Raw genomic sequence first — 26,018 nt, 5'->3', positions numbered from 1 at the left:
GGATGGATCCGTCTCCCGTCTATTGTCCCGATTTGCCGTCCTTGGAACGGCTTTTCTCGTAGGCCTCGTTAAACTGCTGCGCTTCCTTAATATCCACAGCCGTAATGCCGCCGTCGTCCCAGGAAGTGAGACGCAGCGTAACGACTTTATAATCTATGGTGATATAGGGGTGATGTCCGAAAGCTTCCGAAATAGCTGCCACTTCATCAACAAAAGCGATTCCCTTCATGAAGGAGGAGAAGGTATACTTCCTGACGATCCATCTCCCTTGTTCAAATTCCCAACCCTCAAGCTTTTCCAGATGAGCCTCTACTTCTTGCTGCGTATAAAGCATCTTTTATCTTCCTCCCCGAAAAAAACCTATCGTAAAGCCGACTGACACATGTATGGGCTTCTGTCATCTATTCTATTCTGCCCTGTTTCCGTTGATAACTGGAGTGATTACACAAGAGCCACAAAGGCCAACTCTTCTTCACCGATCAAAATATGTATTCGATGGTTATTCTGGTCATGCATGACCACGCCGCTGCCGACGCTAATCACCGGCTCCGTGCCCAGCGCATAGAACAAATCCTCCGCCAGCGCCTCATGAACCTCATTCCGCTCGGCTTCGCCCAGATTGCCCCAATCCTCCGCTTCCATTTCAAAGAAAACGTAGCTGTCGGAAATTCGCCCGACGGCTTCGGTCAATTCCGCGAGGATTTCGCCGTAATCCCTTCCGTGCTTCACACCCATCTCAATCACTCCTTTCCTTACCGTACTAAGCTTCGTTTCCCTTCCTTCCATTATACCGGAAATTACAACTAAAAAAAAAAGCCCGACCTGACGATAAATAGGATAACGCCCCACAAAAGGGGCCCGGTTCTCCATGAGAGCCGTTCTGACGAATGGATTCGTTATTTTATTTCTCACGGATGAGGTGTGGTATGGAAATTTCAACAATTATAGGCTTAATCATCGGTATCGTCGCGGTACTGGTGGGCATGATTCTTAAAGGTGCCTCCCTTCTCGCTTTGTATAACCCGGCAGCCTATCTAATCATTCTTGGCGGTACGGCAGCAACTTTATTCATCGGGTTTCCGTTATCCGAGCTGAAAAAGATTCCGAAGCTGGTCAAAATGACCTTCGTGAAACAGAATCTGATGGACAAGACGGACATGATCAAGCTGTTCATGGAATGGGCTTCGATTACGCGCCGTGAAGGTCTGCTGGCTCTGGAAACCAAAGTCGATGAGATCGATGACAGCTTCCTGCGTAACGGAATGCGCATGATTATCGACGGCAACGATCAGGAATTCGTACGCGATGTATTGATGGAAGATATCAACGCCACGGAAGAGCGCCATCGTTCCGGCTCGCTGATCTTCTCCCAGGCCGGCATGTATGCACCTTCCCTCGGAGTACTCGGAGCCGTTATCGGTTTGATCGCTGCACTATCCCATATGGAAGACATGGGCGAGCTTGCCCATGCCATCGGGGCTGCGTTTATTGCTACCCTGCTCGGTATCTTCACCGGTTATGTCATCTGTCACCCGATTGCGAACAAACTCAAGCGCCTATCCAAGCGCGAGGTTGAAATTCGACTGATGATGGTAGAAGGCCTGCTGTCCATTCAATCCGGTGTATCCACCATTGCAATCAATCAGAAGCTCTCCGTGTTCCTGACACCATCCGAACGCGCTGAGCTCAGCGAGAGGGAGGCTGGTGCTAGTGAGCAAAAAGACTAGACACGAGCCGCACGAGGAGCATGCCGACGAATCCTGGCTTCTTCCGTACGCAGACCTGCTGACATTGCTTCTGGCCCTGTTCCTGGTTTTGTATGCCATGAGCGCGACGGATGCACGCAAATTTCAAGAAATGAGCGAAGCCTTCAGCGTTGCTCTCACCGGCGGAACCGGCGTGCTGGATTACAGCAAGACCGAGCCCAGCGACACCCCGCCTAATATTAACGATCATAAAGCGACAACCCCTTCCGTTCCAGCAACAACGCCCGACCAACGTCGTGCCGAGTTGATGCGTCAGGAACAAGAGGATCTGGAGAAGCTGAAGAAACAGCTCGATAATTATATTAAAAATAACGGTTTAACCTCAGAGCTCAGCACCAAGTTAAACCACTCCCAGCTGGTCATTACGATCCGGGATAATGCCCTGTTCCCGTCCGGCGAAGCCGTGGTGAAGCCGGAGGCCCGTAAACTGGCCAAGGCCATATCGCAAATGCTTCACAAATTCCCGGATTATGAGATCATTGTTTCCGGTCATACGGATAATGTGCCGATTTCCAACAGCAAATATCCGTCCAACTGGGATTTAAGCTCGGATCGGGCATTGCAGTTCATGAAGATTCTGCTCACCAACTCGGAACTGGACCCTAAACGGTTCATGCCGATCGGTTATGGAGAATACCATCCGATCGCCGATAACAACACCGCTGTTGGACGAGCGAAGAACCGTAGGGTTGAGGTATCCATTATACGTAAATACCAGGATAGCGCAACGTTTACCAGCGTTAATGAATAACCGGTAAAGGAACGGTCTAACCGACTATAACACACCCTAAACAACCGATGCATCTGGCCTCCAGATCTCATCGGTTGTTTTCTTTTTACACAAGGGATTCACAAACCCGGTACACTATAATTGCTACTCGAGCTTATAGTTCAGCAGCCGGCCAAGCTCTTCCTTCTCTTTGTCATTGAGATCGCGCCATGAGCCGATACGTTGGCTGCCAAGCCGAATATTCATAATCCGGATTCGCTGCAGCTTTCGAACCTCATAACCAAAAGCGCTGCACATTCTGCGGATTTGCCGATTTTTCCCCTCCGTCAGAATAATTCGAAATACGCGTTCGGACATACGCGTGACCTCACAGGGGAGCGTCATCTCCCCCAAAATTTTGACGCCGCCGGCCATTCCGCGAAGGAAGGATTCCGTAACCGGACGGTCCACCGTCACAATATATTCTTTCTCATGTTTTCCTTCGGAGCGAAGGATCTTATTGACGATATCTCCGTCATTCGTTAACAGGATCAGTCCTTCGGAGTCCTTATCCAATCGTCCAATGGGAAAAACCCGTTCGTTATGGCCTACGAAGTCTACAATATTGCCCTTAATATGCGACTCGGTGGTGCTCGTAATTCCGACCGGCTTATTAAGAGCAATATATACATGCTTCTTCTTGTCCTGAAGCGGCTTTCCCTGGATCCGCACATCGTCGCCTTCCTCGGCCTGGCTGCCCAAGACCGCAACCACCCCGTTAATGGTGACCTTCCCGCTCTCCACCAGCTTGTCCGCTTCACGACGCGAGCAATATCCCGTTTCGCTTATAAATTTATTGATTCTCAAAGATGCCATCCCCTTATCTGTAACTACTTCATGTTCAGCCTTCGATTGTTTTCTGCGGTACCGCAGGCAGGACAATACTTACCCTCGTGCCTACGCCAACTTCACTCTCGATTTCCATCGTCCCCCGGTGGCCCTGAATAATGCGCTGGCTTACCATCAACCCGAGTCCTGTGCCCGTTTCCTTATTCGTAATAAACGGTTCGCCAAGATGCGGCATCATGTCTTCCGGAATGCCTTGACCTTCATCCCGAATATCGATCTGTATCTGTTCGGCCTGCGGGCGTGTGAGCCTAATCCATATATTGCCGCCTTCCGGCATGGCTTCAATGGCATTCTTGAGCAGATTTATGAACACCTGTTTGAGCTGGTTCTCTTCGCAATGCACAAAGGTCGGTTCTTCAATAAAATCCAATTTGAACTCGATGCCGTACAGATGCGCCTGGCTGTCAAGGAAGGAGATGACATCCCCCATAATGACGCCCACGTCCCTCTCCTGGAAATTAATCGCCTGAGGCTTGGCTAATATCAGAAATTCACTGACGATCAGATTGATTCGATCCAGCTCGGACAGCATCAGGTCGATATGATCGGGATTCGCTTTGTGAGTCTGCTGTTGAAGCTGCAAAAATCCTCGGAGGGTCGTAAGCGGATTCCGGATTTCATGCGCAACCCCGGCAGCCAGCTGCCCCACGGTATTGAGCTTCTCCGAACGCCGCAGGAGCTCCTCGATCCGATTGCGTTCCGTCACATCGCGGGATACGCTAATCATGGAGGTAACCTCGCCGTTCTCGTCCCGCACAAGCGAGGTGCTGATGCTCACTTCAATCGTGCTTCCATCCTTGCGCAGACGGACCGTCTCCACCGGCGGAAGCCGCTCACCAGCCCGCAAACGACGGATGCGTTCCTTCTCCTCTTCCTCTTTGGCCGGAGGCACAAGCGCAAGCTTCCGCCCGACCACTTCGTGCGCCTTCCAGCCGTATAATTGCTCAAACGCTTTATTCACGCTGATCACGCGTTCATAAGTGTCTGTTGTATGAATGGCATCGGCCGTCTGATTGATAACGGACTCTAAATATTCTTTAACGGACTGGTTCTCATCCACCATCTGCTTCAACTGGCTCGTGTAGGTACCCAGATTGCGGGTCATGGCATTGATGCGGCCTGCAAGCTGCCCCAGCTCGTCCCGGCTGCTAACCTCAAGTCTACGATCGAAGTGACCATCCGATACATCGTTTACGGTGCCCAGGATGGCCTGAATCGGCTTCGTAAAATAACCCGCCACAATGTAACTGCCAAAAATCACGATTTCGAGCAAAACCAGTGAAATAGCCACCAGACTGATCATCTGCTCCCTCATCACGGAAGAGATGGCTTCATAATCCATGACGACGCTGATCACGCTGGTCGGTTTATTTTCGGACAGGATGGGAATGAAGCTTTTTAACACCTTCTTATTATTGATGGTGCTGACAAACACCACATTGTCGCTGGTAGATACGGCCCTCTGCACAGCTTCCGTATCTTGATCCAGGCTCCCATAATTGTAGGTGCCGAACGTGATCGGTCGATTGCGGAGCTTGTGGTGAACATCGTCCGTTCCATCCTCTCTCATATATTCATTGCCAAACGTTTCGGGGTTGATGCCCGTCACTTCCAATATCCGCGGATTCGATTTCAAAGTCTCCTCTACCACGGTGTTCGGGCTTGTGATCTTCACAAAATCCTTGATATTCGAATTCCGGATGTAGGGATCGATAATATAATTCCGCTTGCCATCATAATAGTATCCCCATTTATCAATGAACTCCGGATTGGATGTGGAGAACTCGAACGGTCCGGACCAGAAATGCTCGGACCGCTGCCCCTCCGTAACGGACACGACTTTGCCATGCTGGAACAATTCCAGAAATGCGGTATGCCAATACCCCCAGTTTTTTGTGGAAAGGCCGATTTCGTCTTGGGAGGAGGAACGGGCAACAACGATATCATCGTTGGTTCGAACCAGCAGCGAAATGTGGGTCACACCGATCTCTTTACTTAATTCGGCCAATTGCTGATTGGTTATATTGTTAATATCGGGATCTAAGGCCTTTGCCGCATTAACTGCTGCTACCTTCAGCATATCCCCGAAAATGTTATCCACATACGCAGAGCTAAAGCCGGTTTGCTGAACCGTAATGGCGATTTGCGTGGCGGCCATTACCATTTTGGTTTCACTATCCTGCTGCAGGTTTTCCTGGGTCGTGTAATAATTCAGCGTAATGTTAAGCAGAAGGATAAATAATACCGATATGGACATGATCATCGATAATTTCGTCTTAATCGACAAGTGGCATCTTCACCTTTCTGCTGTCACATCGACGACTTGTGAATATATACCCTCATGATACCTTGATCACGAACGTTTGAAAAGACAAGCCGTATTGCGGCTGACGCGTTTTTTCCGCAATCGATTGCTATTGAATTAGGGAATCCTTACAATATAAGAGGCTAATCCCGATAAATAAAACGACGTATCCACAGATTGCGCACAAATACACAACTTATCTGGGGATAATGTGTATAACTTTGTGTATAATTTTTTACTTATCCACAATTCTGTCCACATCATGTTAACAAACGAATAAATGTTCGTTGAACATTGGGTATAAATACAGGGTTTTAGCAGGCAGCGAAAGGAGACTTTAGATTGATATCACATTCAATAGACCCACTGGCTGTGGATAACGAAAATCATGAACGCTGGATGCGAGAAGCCATCGCGGAAGCCCGGAAGGCCGAAGAGCTCGGTGAAGTTCCTATTGGTGCTGTCATCGTACGGGGCGATGACATTATTGGCCGTGGATATAATCTGCGTGAAACGACTTACGATGGGACGGCTCATGCCGAGATGGTAGCGATCCGGGAGGCCAGCCGGCATCTTGGAGCCTGGCGGCTGCTCGACTGTCGATTATACGTGACGCTGGAGCCTTGTCCCATGTGTGCAGGTGCCATCGTTCAGTCCCGGGTTCCGCAGCTCATCTACGGCACAGGCGATCCCAAGGCAGGCTGTGCGGGCACACTGATGAATCTGCTTCAAGAGCCGCGCTTTAATCATCGGACACACGTGGTGGACGGCGTGCTGCAGGAAGAATGCGCATCGTTGCTGACTCAGTTCTTTCGGCGTTTACGCGGGAAAATATGATTTGATGTACCGAAAGAGGAATGAACACAGAAAACCCGGCCGTCATGGCCGGGTTTTCTTGTCTTAGATGAATAAAATTAGTAAGTGCTCATTTGGCTCATGGATTCCTCAAATTGCTCCATCGTGATGACGTCAGCGTCTTTTGGAATACCGATTTTGAACTCTTGTTTCGCGTTGATGTTGTTGTATTGGGTGCTGCCCTTCACAGCCAACTTCACGTTCTCATTCGTTTCTGGATCATTGAAATCAACGTTCAACACAACATCTTGGTACGCAGGGAAATCTTTTTTATCGATAGCCGTGTTGATGTTAAATGTATTGATTTTCAGGTATTTCTGCATTTCTTCCAAGCCCGCTTTGAATTCGTCTTGGTTAACGTTGGACACTTCAGCTTTGGCAGCATCGATGTCTTCTTGGGTCAGACCCAGCAATTCGCGGTACTCGTCTTTAGCTGCAATATCAACAACCTTAGGTGCAACCTTGTTTACCATAATATCCAATGCTTCATTCAGGTTATCATTGGTTACAAAGAATTGTACCACTTGTTTAGCGTCAACACCTTCTGGAAGGCCGGCATCTTTAACATTGATCTCTTTGAAGTATTTCGCTTGGTCATATTCGCTCAGCACAGCTTCAAGGATTTCGTTAACGAATTTTTGGGACTTCTCGGTATCCAGGGTTTCTGGGTTAAATGTTTCGCCGGATTGCTCAGCAAGCTCTTTCATGTCCATCACGAGGAACTTGCCAACAACGTCTTCCGGGAACGGCAGCATAGGAATGCTTGGCACTTTAACGTAGATTTTCTCTTTCGTCATCACCATATCAATGTTGAAGGACATCGCCATGTCACCCTTCAAATTGATGCCCATGTTCATTTCGGTTTGCATTGGCTCAGCCTGGTAGATCCCGTCCAGTGTAACCTCCGCATTCTTCAGCATCGTCATCGCCTGTGTTACGCTTGGATCGCCTTCAACTGCAGGTATGTTAACTTGAAGGTCTTCAATGACAAATTTGCTCTTCATTTCGTAGGATGTCATCTTCATAGCGTTCGTAGCAGCATTGGTCATTGCCGCCTTAGGCTCTTCTTTTTTCGCGCAGCCGGAAAGCACAACTGTCACCGTGAGCAGCAGTGTCAGCATGATAGCTGCAAACTTCTTGTTCATTAAAATTTCTCTCCCCTCTAACAGTCAAAAAAATAACAGACCTTCTAATCATAAACCATTTAACCAAAATGAGAAACACTTTCTGGAATATTTGCTGAAATTTTATTTCCTTTCTTTTTCCATCCATCTTAATTTCAAACTTCTTAACATGCGAATAAGGTGGGGCCCCAAAATATTACACTTGAACACTAATACGGAAGTTGGAAGCAAAAGGTTTCAAATCGAAAAAAAGAACTTCCTGTCGAATGTCAGGAAGTTCTCTCGATTCTTGATTTTTGGCGCCTTCGTATTTTGCTCCTAAAGGCTGTTAGCCCTCCGGATTATAATGACCATCCTGCTTGCGGATCTTCGCTCTGTGCGAGCCTGACAGCGGCTCCTGGCCGCCCCGGTCATGGTCCTTCCGCTGCCTCGGTTGTTCCTGTGCTTCAGGCACCGGAATCGACTTTGGTTTACTCATCTGATAGCCCTCCATTTCATGGATCACAGCGTTTGTTCTACGCAAACGGCCTTGATGCTTCGGTCTGAAAGGAGCATCACAGCTTTCACATTCATTCATGGAACTTAGTGATGCGTGATTTGCTGCAGCGTTTGAGCACACTCATGAATATGACGCGTATAATCGCCCACCATGCCTTGTATGTTCTCATTGCGCTCATCCGTCGTCGCGCCATCACGCTCTACATCGATCAGAGCGACCTTCACTTCCCGGGAATCCACATAGGTGCATTGAAAATCAAACGAATACTCCTGACGACCTGCTGCGCCAATGTGAATGCGGATGGCGTTCGGATCTCCTTCGTCTGCTGCCACTTCTGCACGATCCCCCGGTTTGAGTATGGTCGGCAGCCTTTCCTGCCAAGCATTGACCAGCGTCGATTGATCGACATTCAGTTCTGAGTTCATGTTCACACCTCCCCTTCTCTATAAATTGCGATAACAGGCGCTGTTTTATACAGCAGGTCCCCCAAGCATAAAGTGCTTAGATCTGAACCTTCTATGCATTTCTCCTCTGGTAAAAAAGGCATAAAGACCATAAAAAAACCGTTCCCCTAAGGAAACGGCTTGCATTTGTATATGTATGGCGGAGAGGATGGGATTCGAACCCATGTGGAGTTGCCCCCTAACGGTTTTCAAGACCGCCCCTCTTGATAAAAACCCGCCATCACTTATGCTGACTGAGTTTATGGCACTTTATTGTTAAACCGCTACAGCGGTCTGAGTTAAAACGTTTAATTCGATACATGACCGTTGGATAACTTCATCTTATTATGTTCAACATCATGAGTCAACCTCTGTAAAATCAAATTCAATCATTGCAGATCAGGGGCTGCAAATTTCGTTCACCATACGGTCGGCGTGTTGTTCATTTAATTGACGTTTATCATCCCATGGGATACGCGCCCAACCCGCTGTCATGCCGTCAATGGAAGTTACTGCACGGATACCTACGGTAAATGAATTAACTAAAAAACACTTAATTGAGTATTTTGCAGTAATCTAAGCCCTTGCTACGCAAGGATTTTCAGGCATAAAAAAGGGACTTTACCCCAACTTGCAGAAGTTTTCAAGAGACCAATCCAGAAAACTCAAGAAGGGGTAAAGTCTCTTGTATATTCTCCAAGAAAGTCTGTTTTCCTTTGAGGAACTGCTAAAAATCGAGTCAAAAGATCGTTTGCCGATCTTTTTCAGTGTGCTGGACCTCCGTCCTTACGCGAAAGAACTGAGAAGTCGTTCACCCCGAGGAGCCGACGGGCATTGCAGAGAAGGCATTTTGCGCGCCCTTCTTGCTGCTCCTCTAGAACGTATCCAGACATTTACTGGTTTACATCATCGACTGAGTACCGATCTTAGGTTTCGCTATCAATGCGGACTTCCACTCGACCGCGAGGCTCCATCCATCGCTACATTAAGCAGAGTCTTTGCCGAGCTGACGAAGAAAGAGCTGGCCAAACAGTTGTTCGAAGACTTGGTCAATCGCTGCAAGCAAGACGGCATCATCGACGGAAATCATGTTGCGATCGACAGTGCCTCGATTCACGCTTACGAAAAGAAGCAGCCTAAGCGAAAAAGCGAGCAAACGGGCAATGCGAACTGGGGAGCGAAGTTCGACTCCTTCGGTAATAAAGTGACTTGGTTCGGCTATAAGCTCCACTTGGCGGTGGATACGAAAAGCGAACTTCCACTTGCGCTCGAAGTCACGCCAGCGCATGTGAATGATGGAGAAATGGCGCCGAGCCTGATTGAGAAGGTTGCTGTCGATAAACGCACGAGATTCTTCATGCTTGATGCGGGCTATGACCAAATGAAAGTGTACGAAGCGGCTCGAAAGGTGAACGCTCAAGCCATTATTCCTCTCAATCCTCGGGGAGAAAAAGAACCGCCCGCTGGCATGACGACAAACGGAACACCCTGCTGTACGATGGGGTTCGCGATGACTTACTGGGGCGCCGACGGCGATTACTTGAAGTTTCGTTGTCCGCATGCCACAGGCAAAGTAGATTGCCCGTTAGGCATGGCCACTTGCTCAGCGTCCAACTATGGCATGGTCGTCAAAGTCGATACGAAGGACGATCTAAGGCGATATAGTAATCCGCATCGCGATACCAAGCGCTGGAAAGAGCTTTACAATGAACGAACCAGCGTGGAACGGTGCAATTCTCGAATGAAAACGTATTTGTCCGCGGATAGCCTGCATGTCTGGGGCGTTCAAAAAGTCACTACGCAGCAGTATTTGAACGCCATCGTCCTACTCGTATCTGCGCTCTCAACTGCTTCGAGAAGAAAGCAAGCCGCCGCTTAAAAAGTTCAAACTTCAAAAATTCTGGAGGTCTGTCCTTTTTCAGAAAACGCGTGATTTAGAGACGAGACAATGTCTGTTCTTCCTATGATTTATCCAAATTCGGAATTATGCAAAATGCTCAATTAAACACAACCCAACAAATCAACTGTTGTTATATACTTTTGTTAATAGTCGTTTATGGAAAGATTGACTTTTTGTAAGTGTCGCAATACTCTTCCCATTTGTCCCCTCAATAATGGTACTTTTAATTATGTTTATAGCTTCTTTGAAATATAAATCAAAATTCTCCTCTGCAATGTCTGCCCATTCTCTAAAGTTTAACGCATCACCTTTACCTATTTTATCAATTTTCCCATTTTCTCTTTGTGCTATATGTGCATATAATGACAATAAAAAAATATCAGCAGTGTTCAAAAAAGAGTATTGCTTCAAATCCTTCGATTTTATCTCTAAATACTGTAAAATTTCAGTTTTCCGCTTATTTCTAACACAACGCCTATAGTCACTTATAACTTCCATTATTCTTACGTAAATTTCAAAAGAAAAAATAATCTTTTCAGCATTTATATTATTTAATATTCCTGGCAAGTTATCTTCGTTAAATAGTAGAGATTTTTTCATTTTTGCTAATGGGGCTAAGTTACCAAAAACACTTGCATATAATTGAATCGCTAACTCAAGACCAATCGTTTTATTTTGATTTATTCCAAAACGTTCAATTTTCTCCTTTTTCGATAATTGTTTTTTTAAGAGAATGATCTTATTGGCTTGGCGTTCTAAAAAGTACCCCATTTTTTCTAAATCCTCTTCAAGCTGCCTAACAATAGGTAAGTTAGATATTAAATAACTATCCTTTATCTCTGTTTGCGAGTTTAAAAAGATCGATATATTCTGCCTAATTATAGGGTCATTTATCTCTATTACCTTAACTTGAACAAATCCTTCTTGAAGGTTCCCCTGCTTCTTTGCTTCTAGTAAACTATTCATAGTTTGACATCCATTTACAACCATCGGATTTGATACCTTCAACCTTTTTCTTGTGTCGATATATTTAACTTTTGGAGAAACCATCACAATACCATTATTGTACAAATGAAAGTTAATTACATCATCTTCCGAAGTTGCTGTTTGAATGATTCCATTATTAAATTTATTAGTTGCTCCATGAAATAATCTTACATTTTCATCAAAAATAATGTCTTGATACTTCAAGCACACCTCAGCCAATTCATTAAGTGAGCAATGAATTGAATACGATGCTGCATTATCAGACGTTAATAAACCAGTACTAGAACCAGATTGAATTAAATCAATTTCAAATGCTTCATACTTTTTCTTACTAGTATATATAATATTTGCGATACGCTCTTTATCATACAATTCCCAATATATCTTGTTTCCAGTATCCTTTATTTCTTGTAGTGCAGTCGAAAGTACAATTTCCCCGTGATTGCTTAGGGGACTAGTATAAGATACAAAAACTAGCTTAAAACTAAAAATATCAGAATCAACGATTTCAGTAATCTTTTCTTTCAATTCGTCATTCGCATTTTCTGGCGCCAACCCGCTTGAACATATTTTGTATCCTCGTAAAAAACTCTCAATCTCGGGTTGCCCAATGGTCTTTTCAATATTGGTAACTTTATCAGGGAGTTTAAATTGATAGAGTTCCACTAATTCCCTTTCCTCATCAATAATTACGGCATCAATCCCCCAATCATTAAAACCATCAGTGATGTACTGCGATACATCATCTTCAACAATGCCACGAACACTAGTTAGAAACCAATGAGCAAAACCATGACTTTTCTTTTCATATTCATTCTCCAGCTGGATGGCTTCTACCTGTTCGGATATTCTTTGAAAATATGTATGAAATAATCCCTCATATCCACCGACCATGGATAATTGATTCATGCTAGTATCACCTCTAATTAAATTTTTCTTTTCCATTATTTAAATAGTACTACGGTTTCAAGCGTACATTCTTTAATTAATATATCGTCTTGTGTCAGAGTTTTGGTGTTAGCAGAAACTCGGATGTTGCAAATATCTTAGCTATTACTGGGAATTACCTTTCGTATGATTCGATACCCCAATTATTAATATAGTGTTTATACTTTACAAATGTCTATTAAAACATTTACGAACTAATGAAATCCATGAATCTCATTTATGTTATAAACATTATTTTGTGATAATAAAAAAGCCCTGAGACGCTTCTCATGGGCTTTGCGTATCGGATGCTTCCCAACATAAGTACATATCATTTCCATGTTATTTTGTGAGTGTTATATCACATGCTTAGGGGCATGGTTTACAGTTTGGAACAATTCCTACCATGAAATAATCTCCCCATCACATATACGCGTTTTTACAGTGAGTAGATTTCACGATACGATTGCTAGAGAGTTCAGTCATTTCCCAACAAATAACTAAAATCTCTGTCCTTGTTCGACTGTTTTTGTACCCTTCTTCGGTATACTTCCTCATAGTCGTCAGAATAATTGTACATCTCTTTATCCGCACTTTCACTTATTGCGTTATACGTCGCCGTTATTTGTTTTTGATTACTAATGGTAAGCTGTGCTTTACTCAGCAAATCATCCATCCGTTGTTTCCCCGATGGGCTGTTAGAAATAGCTTTGATTCTTTTTCCCGCGTGAGCCTCCAGTACTGGACAATCAGTGGTCAGATACACGATCATATCATCTACGTTCACATACTTCTCTGTAAACCAATTATGTTGTCGCTTTTCTTTTGATTCCTTTTCAAACGTTTTCGCTTGAAGACGGGAGTTTTTATCTTTTTGCGAGCTTCGTTCTGGAGCAGTTGGTTTCCTGAAGTATTTATTAGTTTTTTGTCGACTATCTCCAGAAGGTGTAGTGTAGTAGTCACCTCGGTGTTTTGATAAAAGACCAGACGTAATACATTCATTAATGACGTTGACAGCGGTTTGACGACACACGCCTAAAATACTTGCCCACTCAGTAAACGAAATATCATAGTCAATTTTACTACGCCAATCGTGATAAATTAATGCTCTTAGGACTATAGCTGATGTTGCACAACTAAATAATTCGTCTGTTACTGCGGTGTAACCCGTGTAAACAGAACCGCCACTAAAAACACGTTCTTTATAAATCTGATGTTCGAGATCGAACATAGTAATTTCTAATAGCGTACCATTTTTTAAAATGCTATCTCGATAATTTAGTCCAATGTATCCTTTTGAATGTAAACTCTCAATTGCAGATTTAATACGTTTCTTTCCACGCGATGAATTCGACGAATCTAACATCATCTTTGCGTTTAATAATTCAATATTAAGGTAAGCTACAAGGGGATTCCGTGCTGAGACTAAAGTACCGATATGGTAGAATACTAATATCTCGTCATTAGTGGTAAAGAAATCTGTCTCAAATGCAAACATCCTCATTGGGATTGCAACAAAAGGTGTGTTCATAAAATCTCTCCTTATTCGCGCAACATCACCCTCCAGATTTAATGTTTTAATTACCTTTTATGTTATATGTTATATTTTCTTTATATGGTATCTACTGTCTAGAAGATGTACGTATGCGTACATGATATTTTGATAAATGCGTTAATACATGTACAGTTTCATACTTGAATTAAGTACCTGTCTGTATAAATCTGTACGTAACTCCTCCTTTCATATCTGTTTTCACATAGTATCAAATTATAAAAAAACCGCAAACTCCTTTTTCAAAAAAAATCTAGCATAACATTCTTTTTGTGTAACGACATAATTTAAGTAACCCTTTTTCCACCTAAAAATCATGACAAACTTCCCCTGCATCTTCGCTTATTAGTAGTCCACTATAACCTCTGATATTCCTAACTCTTAGCACATGCTAGTAGGCCTATGAATAATCAAACCTATAAGCTGAACCAGTACTTTCTTTGGCACATCTTAACAAGAAAAGTAATTGTATTGTACACTATATCCCTACACCTAAGACTAACATCATGAGAGGGATAATAAAAAGATGAAGAAAGATACTATTTACAACTCTTTGACGCCCCAAAAAAAGAGAGAACAGCTTCTGAAAGAAGTACCAAACACATTAAGAGAAAAGCAAATAGAACAAATAAAAGATCACTTTAAAAATGAATGTTCTCTAACTGGAAAATACGATAAAATTGAATTAGATCACTTTGTCCCGTTACATTGGGGTAAAGTAGTTAAGAAGTATGGAATTGGCGGTAACACTTATGTTAATATGGTGCCACTTTGTAAATCTATAAATGCATCTAAGGGAGCAATGAACCCATTCATTTGGTTTGAGCGGTATGGTTCAAGACATGGGGTTTCAATTCAATCGTGGCGTGCTTTAGTTGAGTACATCGCTAAGAAACACAATATATCGGTAAATGATTATACTAACCGAGTAAATGAATGTTACAGCGAAATTCTAGCAATAAGATGGATAACGAGTGTAAATACTCTTTTAGAAAAAGGGGGACATTTACATCCTATTTTTTTAGACCGTGCATTAAGATTGAACCTAAACATCAGCACAATAGTAAAGTTACATGGAGATAAGCGAACAAAATTATATTTTATTCAGAATGAAACGTATAATCTTATAGCTCAAAGAAAAGAAAAATTCATGTCCCAACTGAACTCAAAGTAGAATTTGAATTTTATTGAGATTCTTATATGGAGAAACACAGTTAATATGGACATATATAAAACCCCTCCAATTGATAATTCTGGAGGGGTTTTGTCTTCTTATTCCTGAATTGAAGTTACGATTACCGTTTCCATGTGTGTTTATTTATATAGGTACAATTAGTAACAATTGGGGCCGCAATAAATTATATCACCAAACTAATTCTTATCATCGTTTGAGCATGTTATTATGGCTTTAAAAATTTCTACGCTTCTTTGCTCAGCCGATTCACACTGCAAAGTAACCATTCGCTTCTTGACGTTATCATTGCTCAGTCCCCCTATTCATGAACTTCTCATATTGCTCACGAACATCAGCAACATCTTGATTAACGTAGCGATTGACCATTTCCATGGAGGAATGTCCAAGCAGTCTACGTAATGAAAACGGGTCGCCTGTTGCCTTTATATAACGAGTCGCAAACGTATGTCGGAAAGTGTGGGGGCTAATGCGAACGCCTGTAATTTTAGCTTTCTTACCGATGAAACTGATACATCTGGTAGCCCAATTCTTATCTAAGGGTTGCCCAAATTCGTTAAGAAACAAGTTTGGAGCTTGTGCGTTAATTTCATGCCACGCAAGGTAAATAAACAATAGCTCTTGTGTTCTCGCCCCAAAGTATACCATCCGCGCTTTTCTGGTTTTAGCTGATTCTGCCCTAACAGATGCGGAGCGATTTTGCAGATCAACTTCCTCTACAAAAATTCTCATGCACTCCCCAATACGCACCCCTGTATCAAGTAGGAATGACATTAACAGGGCATCACGTAGTCCAGTAAAAGTAGTTAAGTCACAGCAGTTAAACAATTTCCGTTCCTGTGTCTTTGAAATTACTTGGAAATCTTCCTCTGGCACTTTTAGTAATTCTACATTATCGAATGGAGATTCCTTAATGATTCTCTCGCTAATGGCCCAGTTGAACATTGCCTTAACTGTTCTTAATCTAATGTTAATTGTTGAGGGCTTTAATTTCTGTGCCGTCAACATATGGGAAATCCATGAACGAATTACATCACGATTCGGTACAAAGTTATCCAGACCGTTGTACTCTAATGCCAAGAACTGACGAAACCAGTTCATGTGCTTCCTGTAGTCCTCTAGGGTGCGCTCTGCGGCCCCAGCCGCTTGCCTTGCGGCATAGTAACGGTTAAATAGCTTGTCCAGTGTCAACGTCTCAGGACGAGGCTTCTCGGCTTCTTGATGTGCGGAGCAGGGCGTTTCTAAGACCGAAGGAGTTATGCGGTCTAAAAGCCGCTGAGGTATCTCTAAATTGTTCTTTCTTTTCCCTCTTTTTTGTGGTGTTTTACTTGTTCTTGCATTCATACTTCTGTACCTCCCGTTAGATTTTCTTCTAACGGTCACGAACACGAAAAAACGCACCAGACCGCTGTTCAACAGTCAAGTGCGTTTCAGTCATAATCGCCGCAAATCCTTTTGCGACGCACATTTATTATGTATGGCGGAGAGGATGGGATTCGAACCCATGTGGAGTTGCCCCCTAACGGTTTTCAAGACCGCCCCGTTATGACCGCTTCGGTACCTCTCCATGTGGAAATGATCACTGCAAAATGAATCACGTGCAAAAATCATTATACCACAAGTCAACCTATGTTATCAACTTATTTCTTGGGTTCAATGATGCTAACATTCCCCATGTAAGGGCGAAGCACTTCCGGAATGACAACGGAGCCGTCGGCCTGTTGATAATTCTCCAGAATGGCCGCAACCGTACGCCCTACCGCGAGACCGGAACCATTCAAGGTGTGAACAAACTCCGGCTTGCTCTTCGGCTCCGGACGGAAGCGAATATTAGCACGGCGTGCCTGGAAATCTCCAATATTCGAGCAGGAAGAGATTTCACGGTATACGCCGCTCTCCGGAAGCCATACTTCCAGATCATAGGTCTTCATGGAGCCGAAGCCCATATCCCCGGTACATAGTGTCATGACGCGATAAGGGAGATTCAGCAGCTGCAGCACACGCTCCGCATCCGCCGTCATTTTCTCGAGCTCATCAAACGATGTTTCCGGATGTACAATCTTCACCATCTCGACCTTATTGAACTGATGCTGACGAATAAGTCCCCGGGTGTCGCGTCCTGCCGCGCCGGCTTCCGAACGGAAACAGGAGCTGTATGCGACGTAATATTTAGGCAGATCCTCGCTATTTAGGATTTCCTCACGATGGTAGTTCGTTACAGGAACCTCAGCCGTTGGGATCAGGTAATAGTCGGTATCGCTAATTTTGAATAAATCCTCTTCGAATTTAGGCAGTTGTCCTGTTCCGTACAAGCTGTCCCGGTTGACGATATATGGAGGCAGCATTTCCTCATAGCCGTGTTTGTCGCTGTGCAGATCCATCATGAAACTGATTAAGGCACGCTCAAGCCGTGCACCCAGACCTTTGTAGAACGTAAATCGGGAACCCGTAACCTTCGCGCCTGCTTCAAAGTCCAAAATACTCAGGTTCTGGGCAATCTCCCAGTGAGCCTTAGGTTCGAAATCGAAAGCTTTTGGCTCCGCCCAGCGGCGAATTTCCACGTTCTCCTCCTCCGAGGCGCCAATCGGCACACTTTCGTGGGGGATATTCGGAATCGCCAAAGTAAGCTCGGATATACTGGCTTCCAGCTCACGAACTTCCTCATCCATTGCTTTAATCTGGTCTGACACTTGGCGCATCTCCAGAATCAGCTCATCTGCATTTTCGCGATTTTTCTTCAGCTTGGCTACTTCAGCCGACACGGTGTTGCGGCGATTCTTCAAACTTTCGCTTTCCTGCAGCAATTCCCGGCGCCGGGCGTCAAGCTTAGGAAAATCCGCAATCAAATCGAGCGATTTGCCTCGATTCTTCAGCGCTTCTTCAACACGACTGTACTCGCTGCGCAATATTTTTACGTCTAACACGGGAAACCCTCCTAAAGTAAAACATCCATCAAGTATATCGAAGCAGCTGCCCTACCAGTTGATAAAAAGCCTTGGGACAAGGCTGCATTATACGTTGTTACATACGATACATCTTATTGCATTTCAGCGAAAAAGACAACTTGACTCCCACATACTGCCAAAGAGTCAAGATGTCTTCTACTGAAACTATTACGTTACGCCTGTGGCGCCGTCGCCCGGGAGCGAACCATCTCCACAAAATATTGATGGAGCCGGAAATCGTCTGTCAGCTCCGGATGATAGGAAGCCGCAAGCAGATGCCCTTGTCTGGCTGTGACGATCTCATCCTTATACGTAGACAGAACCTCAACGCCCGGTCCCACTTCCAGAATGAGCGGGGCGCGGATGAAGACGGCTCGCACCGTTTCATCGATGCCCTTCACCGGCAAATCGGTCTCGAAACTTTCACGCTGACGTCCGAATGCGTTCCGCGCCACCGTGATGTCCATCAGCTTCAAATGCGCTTCTTCGTCGCCTTGAATTCGCTCGGCCAGTACAATCAGTCCGGCGCAGGTTCCGAATATCGGTTTGCCTTGGGCTGAAAACTGACGAATCGCGTCCATAAAATCATACTTGCGCATCAGCTTGCCAATCGTCGTGCTCTCACCGCCAGGGATAATCAAGCCGTCAATGCCGTCCAGCTGCTCGACCTTCTTGATGGGCACCCCTTCGGCGCCAGCAAGCGTAATGCTTCGAATATGCTCTGCAACGGCACCCTGAAGTGCCAGTACGCCGACCTTCATGTTACCCCTTCTCTCTTACCAGCCGCGATCCTGCATGCGCTCAGCCGGACTAAGCTTGGATATCTCGATGCCTTTCATTGGAGCACCCAGGTTCTTGGAGACTTCAGCAATCAATTTATAATCATCATAATGCGTTGTCGCTTCCACGATCGCACGAGCAAATTTCTCAGGGTTATCGGATTTGAAAATACCGGATCCTACAAAAACGCCGTCAGCGCCCAGATGCATCATCAATGCGGCATCCGCAGGGGTGGCCACGCCACCGGCGGCAAAGTTAACGACAGGCAGCTTGCCCGTCTCGTGAACGCCTTTCAGGAGGTCATAGGAAACACCGAGGTTTTTAGCTTCGGCATACAGTTCGTCCTTCGACATGTTGCGAACCTTGCGAATTTGGCTGTTGATCAAACGCATATGGCGAACAGCTTCCACGATATTGCCGGTTCCCGGCTCGCCCTTCGTGCGGATCATGGATGCACCCTCGCCGATGCGACGCAGCGCCTCACCGATATCTTTCGCGCCGCATACGAACGGTACGGTGAAATCCCATTTGTCGATGTGGAACACTTCATCCGCAGGCGTCAGCACTTCACTCTCATCGAGGTAATCCACGCCGAGAGATTCAAGCACTTTCGCTTCAACGTAATGACCGATACGAGCTTTGGCCATAACTGGAATGGATACGACCTTCATGACTTCCTCAACGATGGTTGGGTCAGCCATCCGTGCTACTCCCCCAGCAGCGCGAATATCGGAAGGAACGCGTTCCAGCGCCATAACCGCCGTAGCACCGGCAGCTTCAGCGATTTTCGCTTGTTCCGCATTCATGACGTCCATAATGACGCCGCCTTTTTGCATTTCCGCCATACCTCTTTTTACAGTAGATGTTCCTGTTTCCATGTCCCCTAGCCTCCCGATTATATGTTGTATCTCATCGCCATTTAGAGCATTCCCTGACGATATGGTCTATACCCGTATGGTGCATACTTGCAATGAATCTAACTTGATATTTTACCGCATCAAAATCAAATACACAACCCATTTACTCGGAATTTATCGGCTGCTTAGAAAAGATTTTTGATGGAATCAAACAAATCCGCGAAAAAGTCACCGATCGCACGGAGGAACAGCTTGAACCAGCCGGCTTTCTCTACTTCGTCTGCCGTGATAAGATTCACCGTTTCGGTCTGGGTTTCCTTCATGCCTTCGATTTTATATGAGTAGGTTGCCGTACCCACCTTCGTATCCTTGGCGACAGGCGCCGTCACGCTGGAAGAATCCAGTTTGGCTTCAAAGGTAATGTTCTTTCCGCTAGAACCTTTAGGCACAACAAATGTGAGGGCTTTATCGGTCACCAGCCCAGCTTCCTTACCTTTGCCCTTCTTCACTTCGACGGTTTCAAATCCTTGCACGGTTGCTCCGGCTGCTTGGACTTCCTTCACTTCGAAGTTGTCAAAGCCGTAATCCAGGACTTTTTTGGTTTCCTTAAAGCGAGCCCCTTCGGATTTCGTTCCCATAACCACGCTGATCAAACGCATGCCGTCACGCTCAGCGGTACCGGCAAAGCAATAACCCGCCGCATTGGTATGACCGGTTTTCAAACCGTCCAAACCTTCGTAAGCATAGGCCTTGAAGTTCGTAATGCTTTTGTTGGCCTCCAGCATCCAGTTGTAGTTGATGATCGGACTCGTATCGCGCGGCCGGAATTTATGCGATTGAATGGCTGTAAATCTCGCAAAGTCAGGATGATCCTCAACGATATACTTGGCAAGTAATGCAGTATCCATTGCCGACATTACGGTTTCTTTATCTTCTGCAGGACGGTATTTCTCAGGCATATCTGCACGGCTAAGGCCTGTCGAATTAATGAAGAAAGCGGTCTTCAATCCCATCTTTTTCGCCGTATCGTTCATCATGGTAACAAACTCTGCTTCGGAACCAGCAATATGTTCAGCCAATGCTACCGTTGCATCATTCGCCGAGCCGACAGCCATGGCTATGTAGAGCTCTTCCACTGTATGTTGGTCGCCTTCAGCTAAAAATATCCGTGAGCCCACGGTTTTTTCAGCATTTTCCCCTACCGTGACTACGTCATCCCAAGCTAACTCGCCTTGTTTTACCTTCTCTGCTACGATATATTCCGTCATCATCTTCGTCATGCTCGCCGGCGGCAATGCTTCATCCGCATTTATGGATAACAGCACCTGGCCCGTAGATGGCTCGATCAAGACGGCAGAGCTCACTTCCAAGCCCAGCTGATCGACCGATGGCACTTTGTCCGGCTTCGTATTATTCGTAGCAGCCTTGTCCGTTGCCGCTTTGTCTTCCGTAGCTTTGGTTGTATCCGCTGTAGCCAGCATATTAGGCGCAGCGAGCGAAACCGCAGGCGCAGCAGAGAAACATAGTATATTAAAGAGCATCAAGGATGCCAGCGTTCTTTGAATTCGTTGTCGCTTATTCTTCTTTATAGACTTGTCTATCAATGGAATTACTCCCCTCTAATTCTCAATAAGTCATTAACTTGTTCTATTCTATCATAGGGGGGGTATCAAAAAAAGACAAGCTAGATGAATTTCATCCAGCTTGTCCAGGAAATAAATGACATATACTGTGTATCCTTATTCTTTTCCGTGAATTACAAGGAATAGTTAGGCGCTTCTTTGGTGATTTGAATATCATGCGGATGGCTCTCGCGGAGACCAGCCCCGGAAATGCGGATAAATTGGGTATCATTCCGCAGCTCCTCCAGGTTTTGCGTTCCGCAATACCCCATGCCGGAACGCAATCCACCGATCAACTGATGGATGGTATCTGCCAATGGCCCTTTATAAGCTACACGGCCCTCGATGCCTTCCGGTACCAATTTCTTGTCATCGTCTTGGAAATAACGGTCTTTACTGCCTTGTTTCATGGCAGCAAGGGAACCCATGCCCCGATAAGCCTTGAAACGGCGTCCTTGGTAGATCTCGGCTTCGCCTGGGCTTTCTTCCGTCCCTGCAAACATACTGCCCAGCATAACGGCACTAGCGCCGGCTGCGATGGCTTTTGTAATTTCCCCGGAGTATTTGATACCGCCATCTGCGATAATCGGCACGCCGTACTCTTTAGCAACCGTTGCGCAGTCATAAATGGCTGTGATTTGCGGTACGCCAATCCCGGCAATAACGCGGGTCGTACAGATGGATCCAGGACCGATTCCCACTTTAACGACGGATGCGCCAGCTTCGATAAGCTCTCGCGTACCTTCGCCTGTAGCCACATTACCGGCGATAATGGTCAGATCGGGATACAATTCGCGCAGTTTGCGTACGGAATCAATAATATTGATGTGATGCCCGTGAGCGGAGTCAACGGTTATGACGTCTACACCGGCTTTCACAAGCGCTTCTGCTCTTTCGAAGGTATCTTTGGAGATTCCGATCGCTGCACCTACAAGCAGGCGGCCCTGAGCGTCCTTCGCTGCTCTAGGGAACTGAATCGCTTTCTCAATGTCTTTAATCGTGATAAGTCCTTTAAGAACATTATCCTCGTCCACCAAAGGCAGCTTCTCGATTTTATGCTTCTGCAGAATCATTTCGGCATCCTGAAGGGTCGTTCCAACCGGAGCGGTAACCAGGTTCTCGCTGGTCATCACTTCGCTGATAACCGTATTGTAATCATGAACAAAACGAAGATCACGATTCGTCAAAATCCCGATCAGCTTATTGTTCTCATCCACGATCGGAACCCCGGAAATCCGGAATTTGCCCATGAGTTTCTCAGCGTCGGATACAAGATGATCGGCATGAAGCGAGAATGGATTCGTGATGACTCCGCTTTCCGAGCGCTTCACCCGATCTACTTCTTCCGCCTGTTGTTCAACCGTCATATTTTTATGAATAATGCCGATTCCGCCTTCTCTAGCAATGGCAATTGCCAAAGGAGCTTCCGTAACGGTGTCCATACCTGCACTGATGAGCGGGATGTTCAATTTCACGTGCTCGCTCAATTTGGTGCTAACATCCACTTCTTTTGGAAGTACCTCGGATTTTCTAGGAACCAACAATACATCGTCAAAAGTGAAGCCTTCCTTGCTAAACTTATCTTCCCACACCTGGGTTATTCCTCCTTTTTGTCGTCTTCCTGCGGACTACAACTACTGTCAGAGCTGGACCGGACGGCATTTTCAAGTATTTTCAGAAATATATTATTGCCATCTTAGCAAAGGGCCCATAGGCTGTCAAGGATTGAATTGGCCCATTTCCTGAAGTTCGCAAGTATCCATCCAGCGCGTTGTCCTGTCTCCTTGGAGTGGACAAATAGACAGCTTTCTTCTATTAAATGGAGACTTATCCACGTTTAAGATTGACCTGCCATATTGCATCCCTTTAGGCATTTATCACGGAAACGATGCATGACTGTCGTTTAGTATCACCCAAGCCGGCTCGAGATAGTCCAGAATTCAGAAATCCACGTCACGGCATATAGGAAAAGACCGCTATCGATTACTCGATAACGGTCTTTATGGTTGTTCGCTTGGCGACGTCCTACTCTCCCGGGACCCTTCGGTCCAAGTACCATCGGCGCTGGAAGGCTTAACGGTCGTGTTCGGTATGGGAACGCGTGGAACCCTTCCGCCATCGCCACCAAACGGTTCAGATGCTTGATCACCTGAAAACTAGATACGAAACGATATTTGCAGCACATTGAAATATATTTTGGATAAGCCCTCGACCGATTAGTATTGGTCAGCTCCATGCATTGCTGCACTTCCACCTCCAACCTATCTACCTCGTCGTCTTCAAGGGGTCTTACATACTGGGAAATCTCATCTTGAGGGGGGCTTCACGCTTAGATGCTTTCAGCGCTTATCCCGTCCGTACGTAGCTACCCAGCCATGCTCCTGGCGGAACAACTGGTGCACCAGCGGTACGTCCATCCCGGTCCTCTCGTACTAAGGACAGCTCCTCTCAAATTTCCTACGCCCACGACAGATAGGGACCGAACTGTCTCACGACGTTCTGAACCCAGCTCGCGTACCGCTTTAATGGGCGAACAGCCCAACCCTTGGGACCTACTTCAGCCCCAGGATGCGATGAGCCGACATCGAGGTGCCAAACCTCCCCGTCGATGTGGACTCTTGGGGGAGATAAGCCTGTTATCCCCAGGGTAGCTTTTATCCGTTGAGCGATGGCCCTTCCATGCGGTACCACCGGATCACTAAGCCCGACTTTCGTCCCTGCTCGACTTGTAGGTCTCGCAGTCAAGCTCCCTTATGCCTTTGCACTCTTCGAATGATTTCCAACCATTCTGAGGGAACCTTGGGGCGCCTCCGTTACTCTTTAGGAGGCGACCGCCCCAGTCAAACTGCCCGCCTGACACTGTCCCCGTACCGGATCACGGTACCAGGTTAGAACCTAGATACGATCAGGGTGGTATCCCAACGTCGCCTCCACACAAGCTGGCGCTCATGCTTCTAAGGCTCCCACCTATCCTGTACAGATCGTACCCAAATCCAATATCAAGCTGCAGTAAAGCTCCATGGGGTCTTTCCGTCTTGTCGCGGGTAACCTGCATCTTCACAGGTATTAAAATTTCACCGGATCTCTCGTTGAGACAGCGCCCAAGTCGTTACGCCATTCGTGCGGGTCAGAATTTACCTGACAAGGAATTTCGCTACCTTAGGACCGTTATAGTTACGGCCGCCGTTTACTGGGGCTTCGGTTCACAGCTTCGGATTGCTCCTAACCGCTCCCCTTAACCTTCCAGCACCGGGCAGGCGTCAGCCCGTATACTTCGCCTTACGGCTTCGCACAGACCTGTGTTTTTGCTAAACAGTCGCTTGGGCCTTTTCACTGCGGCCCCCTCGGGCTATTCACCCTACCGAGGCACCCCTTCTCCCGAAGTTACGGGGTCATTTTGCCGAGTTCCTTAACGAGAGTTCTTCCGCGCGCCTTAGAATTCTCTTCTCGCCTACCTGTGTCGGTTTGCGGTACGGGCACCTTCACCTGACTAGAGGCTTTTCTTGGCAGTGTGAGATCATGACCTTCGCTACTGTAATTTTCACTCCCCATCACAGCCCAGCCTTACGATGTGCGGATTTGCCTACACATCAGCCTCACTGCTTGGACGGACATCCATCAGTCCGCGTCACTACCCTCCTGCGTCACCCCATCGTTCATAACGGTTTACGGTGGTACAGGAATTTCAACCTGTTGTCCTTCGATTACGCCTTTCGGCCTCACCTTAGGTCCCGACTTACCCTGAGCGGACGAGCCTTCCTCAGGAAACCTTGGGCTTTCGGCGGATCAGATTCTCACTGATCTTTTCGTTACTCATACCGGCATTCTCACTTGTATGCTGTCCAGCGCTCCTTACGGTACACCTTCAACCTACATACAACGCTCCCCTACCCCTGAATCGACTTCACTCCGCCTTCGAAGTGTGTTTATCCCCTGAGAACATTTGGTCATTCTTGATTTCATCTCAAGTCTGACAAAAATGTTTCTCTCAGTCTCACTACCTCAAAGAAGCAGTGAAGTCGATTCAAGCCATAGCTTCGGTGGTGTGTTTAGCCCCGTTACATTTTCGGCGCAGAGTCACTCGACCAGTGAGCTATTACGCACTCTTTAAATGGTGGCTGCTTCTAAGCCAACATCCTGGTTGTCTGTGCAACTCCACATCCTTTCCCACTTAACACACACTTGGGGACCTTAGCTGATGGTCTGGGCTGTTTCCCTTTTGACAATGGATCTTAGCACTCACTGTCTGACTCCCGGATATAAGTCTATGGCATTCGGAGTTTGACTGAGCTTGGTAACCCTTGCGGGCCCCGCACCCAATCAGTGCTCTACCTCCACGACTCTTCATTCCGAGGCTAGCCCTAAAGCTATTTCGGGGAGAACCAGCTATCTCCGAGTTCGATTGGAATTTCTCCGCTACCCCCACCTCATCCCCGCATTTTTCAACATACGTGGGTTCGGGCCTCCAGTGCGTGTTACCGCACCTTCACCCTGGACAGGGGTAGATCACACGGTTTCGGGTCTACGCCCACATACTAAATCGCCCTATTCAGACTCGCTTTCGCTGCGGCTACGGCTTCTCGCCTTAACCTTGCATGGGAACGTAACTCGCCGGTTCATTCTACAAAAGGCACGCCATCACCCTT

At 46.2% G+C, this 26,018-nt stretch carries 20 protein-coding genes, 1 tRNA gene, 2 rRNA genes and 1 pseudogene (1 of these 24 running past the window's edge); 5 read left to right on the top strand and 19 right to left on the bottom strand.

Annotated elements, in window-relative coordinates; translation table 11 throughout:
- Positions 1–19 precede the first annotated feature (19 nt).
- Both AC3RCL_RS00500 and AC3RCL_RS00495 read right to left on the bottom strand, forming a co-directional pair.
- The gene (locus AC3RCL_RS00500; protein ID WP_009595556.1) at positions 20–334 is read right to left on the bottom strand and encodes a 4a-hydroxytetrahydrobiopterin dehydratase; all 315 of its coding nucleotides are present in this window, start codon (positions 332–334) and stop codon (positions 20–22) included.
- 107 nt (positions 335–441) lie between these two features.
- Complete coding sequence (locus AC3RCL_RS00495) at positions 442–735, bottom strand: hypothetical protein (protein WP_009595521.1); 294 nt, start codon at positions 733–735, stop codon at positions 442–444.
- Between the two features lie 191 nt (positions 736–926).
- Between AC3RCL_RS00495 and motA the strand changes: the two genes are divergently transcribed.
- On the top strand, positions 927–1,727 hold the full coding sequence (motA, locus tag AC3RCL_RS00490) for a flagellar motor stator protein MotA (RefSeq protein WP_009595558.1): 801 nt from the start codon (positions 927–929) through the stop codon (positions 1,725–1,727).
- Positions 1,711–2,517, top strand: a complete 807-nt coding sequence (gene motB, locus AC3RCL_RS00485; protein ID WP_009595545.1) for a flagellar motor protein MotB — start codon at positions 1,711–1,713, stop codon at positions 2,515–2,517. The genes motA and motB overlap by 17 nt, the downstream gene beginning before the upstream one ends.
- A gap of 123 nt (positions 2,518–2,640) precedes the next feature.
- On the opposite strand, the gene rluF is transcribed toward motB, so the two are convergent.
- Entirely contained in the window at positions 2,641–3,342 is a 702-nt protein-coding gene (gene rluF, locus AC3RCL_RS00480; protein ID WP_036662880.1) for a 23S rRNA pseudouridine(2604) synthase RluF, read from the bottom strand.
- Positions 3,343–3,376: 34 nt separating this feature from the next.
- Complete coding sequence (locus AC3RCL_RS00475; protein ID WP_096777285.1) at positions 3,377–5,671, bottom strand: ATP-binding protein; 2,295 nt, start codon at positions 5,669–5,671, stop codon at positions 3,377–3,379.
- Between the two features lie 360 nt (positions 5,672–6,031).
- On the opposite strand from AC3RCL_RS00475, the gene tadA reads away from it, so the two are divergent.
- Positions 6,032–6,526: a tRNA adenosine(34) deaminase TadA gene (gene tadA, locus AC3RCL_RS00470; RefSeq protein WP_213581022.1), complete on the top strand. Its 495-nt coding sequence runs from the start codon at positions 6,032–6,034 to the stop codon at positions 6,524–6,526.
- A gap of 77 nt (positions 6,527–6,603) precedes the next feature.
- Here tadA and AC3RCL_RS00465 read toward each other — a convergent pair whose 3' ends face one another.
- From AC3RCL_RS00465 to AC3RCL_RS00450, 4 genes and pseudogenes are all read right to left on the bottom strand, one after another.
- Positions 6,604–7,689, bottom strand: coding sequence for a hypothetical protein (locus tag AC3RCL_RS00465; protein ID WP_096777283.1), 1,086 nt, complete (start codon positions 7,687–7,689; stop codon positions 6,604–6,606).
- 307 nt (positions 7,690–7,996) lie between these two features.
- Positions 7,997–8,146, bottom strand: coding sequence for a hypothetical protein (locus AC3RCL_RS00460; protein WP_009595549.1), 150 nt, complete (start codon positions 8,144–8,146; stop codon positions 7,997–7,999).
- A 104-nt stretch (positions 8,147–8,250) separates the two neighbouring features.
- Positions 8,251–8,592: a hypothetical protein gene (locus AC3RCL_RS00455; protein ID WP_009595528.1), complete on the bottom strand. Its 342-nt coding sequence runs from the start codon at positions 8,590–8,592 to the stop codon at positions 8,251–8,253.
- 429 nt (positions 8,593–9,021) lie between these two features.
- Positions 9,022–9,147: pseudogene (locus AC3RCL_RS00450) on the bottom strand (GMP synthase (glutamine-hydrolyzing)); the annotation flags it as partial.
- A 148-nt stretch (positions 9,148–9,295) separates the two neighbouring features.
- Here AC3RCL_RS00450 and AC3RCL_RS00445 point away from each other — a divergent pair.
- The gene (locus tag AC3RCL_RS00445; protein WP_028407136.1) at positions 9,296–10,489 is read left to right on the top strand and encodes a transposase; all 1,194 of its coding nucleotides are present in this window, start codon (positions 9,296–9,298) and stop codon (positions 10,487–10,489) included.
- A gap of 141 nt (positions 10,490–10,630) precedes the next feature.
- Here AC3RCL_RS00445 and AC3RCL_RS00440 read toward each other — a convergent pair whose 3' ends face one another.
- Entirely contained in the window at positions 10,631–12,406 is a 1,776-nt protein-coding gene (locus AC3RCL_RS00440; protein WP_492534110.1) for an AIPR family protein, read from the bottom strand.
- A 496-nt stretch (positions 12,407–12,902) separates the two neighbouring features.
- Positions 12,903–13,955 (bottom strand): hypothetical protein, encoded by a 1,053-nt coding sequence (locus AC3RCL_RS00435; protein WP_492534108.1) that lies wholly within the window; start codon positions 13,953–13,955, stop codon positions 12,903–12,905.
- A gap of 547 nt (positions 13,956–14,502) precedes the next feature.
- Between AC3RCL_RS00435 and AC3RCL_RS00430 the strand changes: the two genes are divergently transcribed.
- Positions 14,503–15,150 (top strand): HNH endonuclease signature motif containing protein, encoded by a 648-nt coding sequence (locus AC3RCL_RS00430; protein WP_492534106.1) that lies wholly within the window; start codon positions 14,503–14,505, stop codon positions 15,148–15,150.
- 303 nt (positions 15,151–15,453) lie between these two features.
- Here the strand turns inward: AC3RCL_RS00430 and AC3RCL_RS00425 are convergent, their stop codons facing one another.
- The 9 genes from AC3RCL_RS00425 to AC3RCL_RS00385 form a co-directional block, all read right to left on the bottom strand.
- On the bottom strand, positions 15,454–16,512 hold the full coding sequence (locus tag AC3RCL_RS00425; RefSeq protein ID WP_492534104.1) for a tyrosine-type recombinase/integrase: 1,059 nt from the start codon (positions 16,510–16,512) through the stop codon (positions 15,454–15,456).
- Between the two features lie 134 nt (positions 16,513–16,646).
- Positions 16,647–16,735 (bottom strand) — tRNA-Ser (locus AC3RCL_RS00420).
- 73 nt (positions 16,736–16,808) lie between these two features.
- On the bottom strand, positions 16,809–18,092 hold the full coding sequence (gene serS / locus AC3RCL_RS00415) for a serine--tRNA ligase (RefSeq protein WP_009595514.1): 1,284 nt from the start codon (positions 18,090–18,092) through the stop codon (positions 16,809–16,811).
- Positions 18,093–18,286: 194 nt separating this feature from the next.
- Positions 18,287–18,874 (bottom strand): pyridoxal 5'-phosphate synthase glutaminase subunit PdxT, encoded by a 588-nt coding sequence (pdxT, locus tag AC3RCL_RS00410; protein ID WP_404566108.1) that lies wholly within the window; start codon positions 18,872–18,874, stop codon positions 18,287–18,289.
- Positions 18,875–18,889: 15 nt separating this feature from the next.
- Positions 18,890–19,771 carry a pyridoxal 5'-phosphate synthase lyase subunit PdxS gene (gene pdxS / locus AC3RCL_RS00405; RefSeq protein WP_009595550.1) on the bottom strand — a complete coding sequence of 294 codons (882 nt, stop codon included), beginning with the start codon at positions 19,769–19,771 and terminating at the stop codon, positions 18,890–18,892.
- A gap of 164 nt (positions 19,772–19,935) precedes the next feature.
- Positions 19,936–21,354, bottom strand: coding sequence for a D-alanyl-D-alanine carboxypeptidase family protein (locus tag AC3RCL_RS00400; RefSeq protein ID WP_096777281.1), 1,419 nt, complete (start codon positions 21,352–21,354; stop codon positions 19,936–19,938).
- A gap of 152 nt (positions 21,355–21,506) precedes the next feature.
- Positions 21,507–22,964 (bottom strand): IMP dehydrogenase, encoded by a 1,458-nt coding sequence (gene guaB / locus AC3RCL_RS00395; RefSeq protein WP_090914430.1) that lies wholly within the window; start codon positions 22,962–22,964, stop codon positions 21,507–21,509.
- 420 nt (positions 22,965–23,384) lie between these two features.
- Positions 23,385–23,501 (bottom strand): 5S ribosomal RNA (rrf, locus tag AC3RCL_RS00390).
- A gap of 67 nt (positions 23,502–23,568) precedes the next feature.
- Positions 23,569–26,018, bottom strand: a 23S ribosomal RNA gene (locus tag AC3RCL_RS00385) (it continues 596 nt past the right edge of the window).

The sequence above is a fragment of the Paenibacillus sp. MT86 genome (assembly GCF_058792535.1).
Note: the sequence above shows the minus strand (reverse complement) of the source record. Positions and strands in the feature narration are given on the sequence as shown.

Bases quoted from the DNA above. Each gene is read 5' to 3' on its own strand.
- AC3RCL_RS00500 (WP_009595556.1), bottom strand. From the start codon at position 334: ATGCTTTATACGCAGCAAGAAGTAGAGGCTCATCTGGAAAAGCTTGAG.
- AC3RCL_RS00495 (WP_009595521.1), bottom strand. From the start codon at position 735: ATGGGTGTGAAGCACGGAAGGGATTACGGCGAAATCCTCGCGGAATTG.
- motA (WP_009595558.1), top strand. From the start codon at position 927: ATGGAAATTTCAACAATTATAGGCTTAATCATCGGTATCGTCGCGGTA.
- AC3RCL_RS00465 (WP_096777283.1), bottom strand. From the start codon at position 7,689: ATGAACAAGAAGTTTGCAGCTATCATGCTGACACTGCTGCTCACGGTG.
- AC3RCL_RS00460 (WP_009595549.1), bottom strand. From the start codon at position 8,146: ATGAGTAAACCAAAGTCGATTCCGGTGCCTGAAGCACAGGAACAACCG.
- AC3RCL_RS00455 (WP_009595528.1), bottom strand. From the start codon at position 8,592: ATGAACTCAGAACTGAATGTCGATCAATCGACGCTGGTCAATGCTTGG.
- AC3RCL_RS00440 (WP_492534110.1), bottom strand. From the start codon at position 12,406: ATGAATCAATTATCCATGGTCGGTGGATATGAGGGATTATTTCATACA.
- AC3RCL_RS00435 (WP_492534108.1), bottom strand. From the start codon at position 13,955: ATGAACACACCTTTTGTTGCAATCCCAATGAGGATGTTTGCATTTGAG.
- AC3RCL_RS00430 (WP_492534106.1), top strand. From the start codon at position 14,503: ATGAAGAAAGATACTATTTACAACTCTTTGACGCCCCAAAAAAAGAGA.
- AC3RCL_RS00425 (WP_492534104.1), bottom strand. From the start codon at position 16,512: ATGAATGCAAGAACAAGTAAAACACCACAAAAAAGAGGGAAAAGAAAG.
- pdxT (WP_404566108.1), bottom strand. From the start codon at position 18,874: ATGAAGGTCGGCGTACTGGCACTTCAGGGTGCCGTTGCAGAGCATATT.
- pdxS (WP_009595550.1), bottom strand. From the start codon at position 19,771: ATGGAAACAGGAACATCTACTGTAAAAAGAGGTATGGCGGAAATGCAA.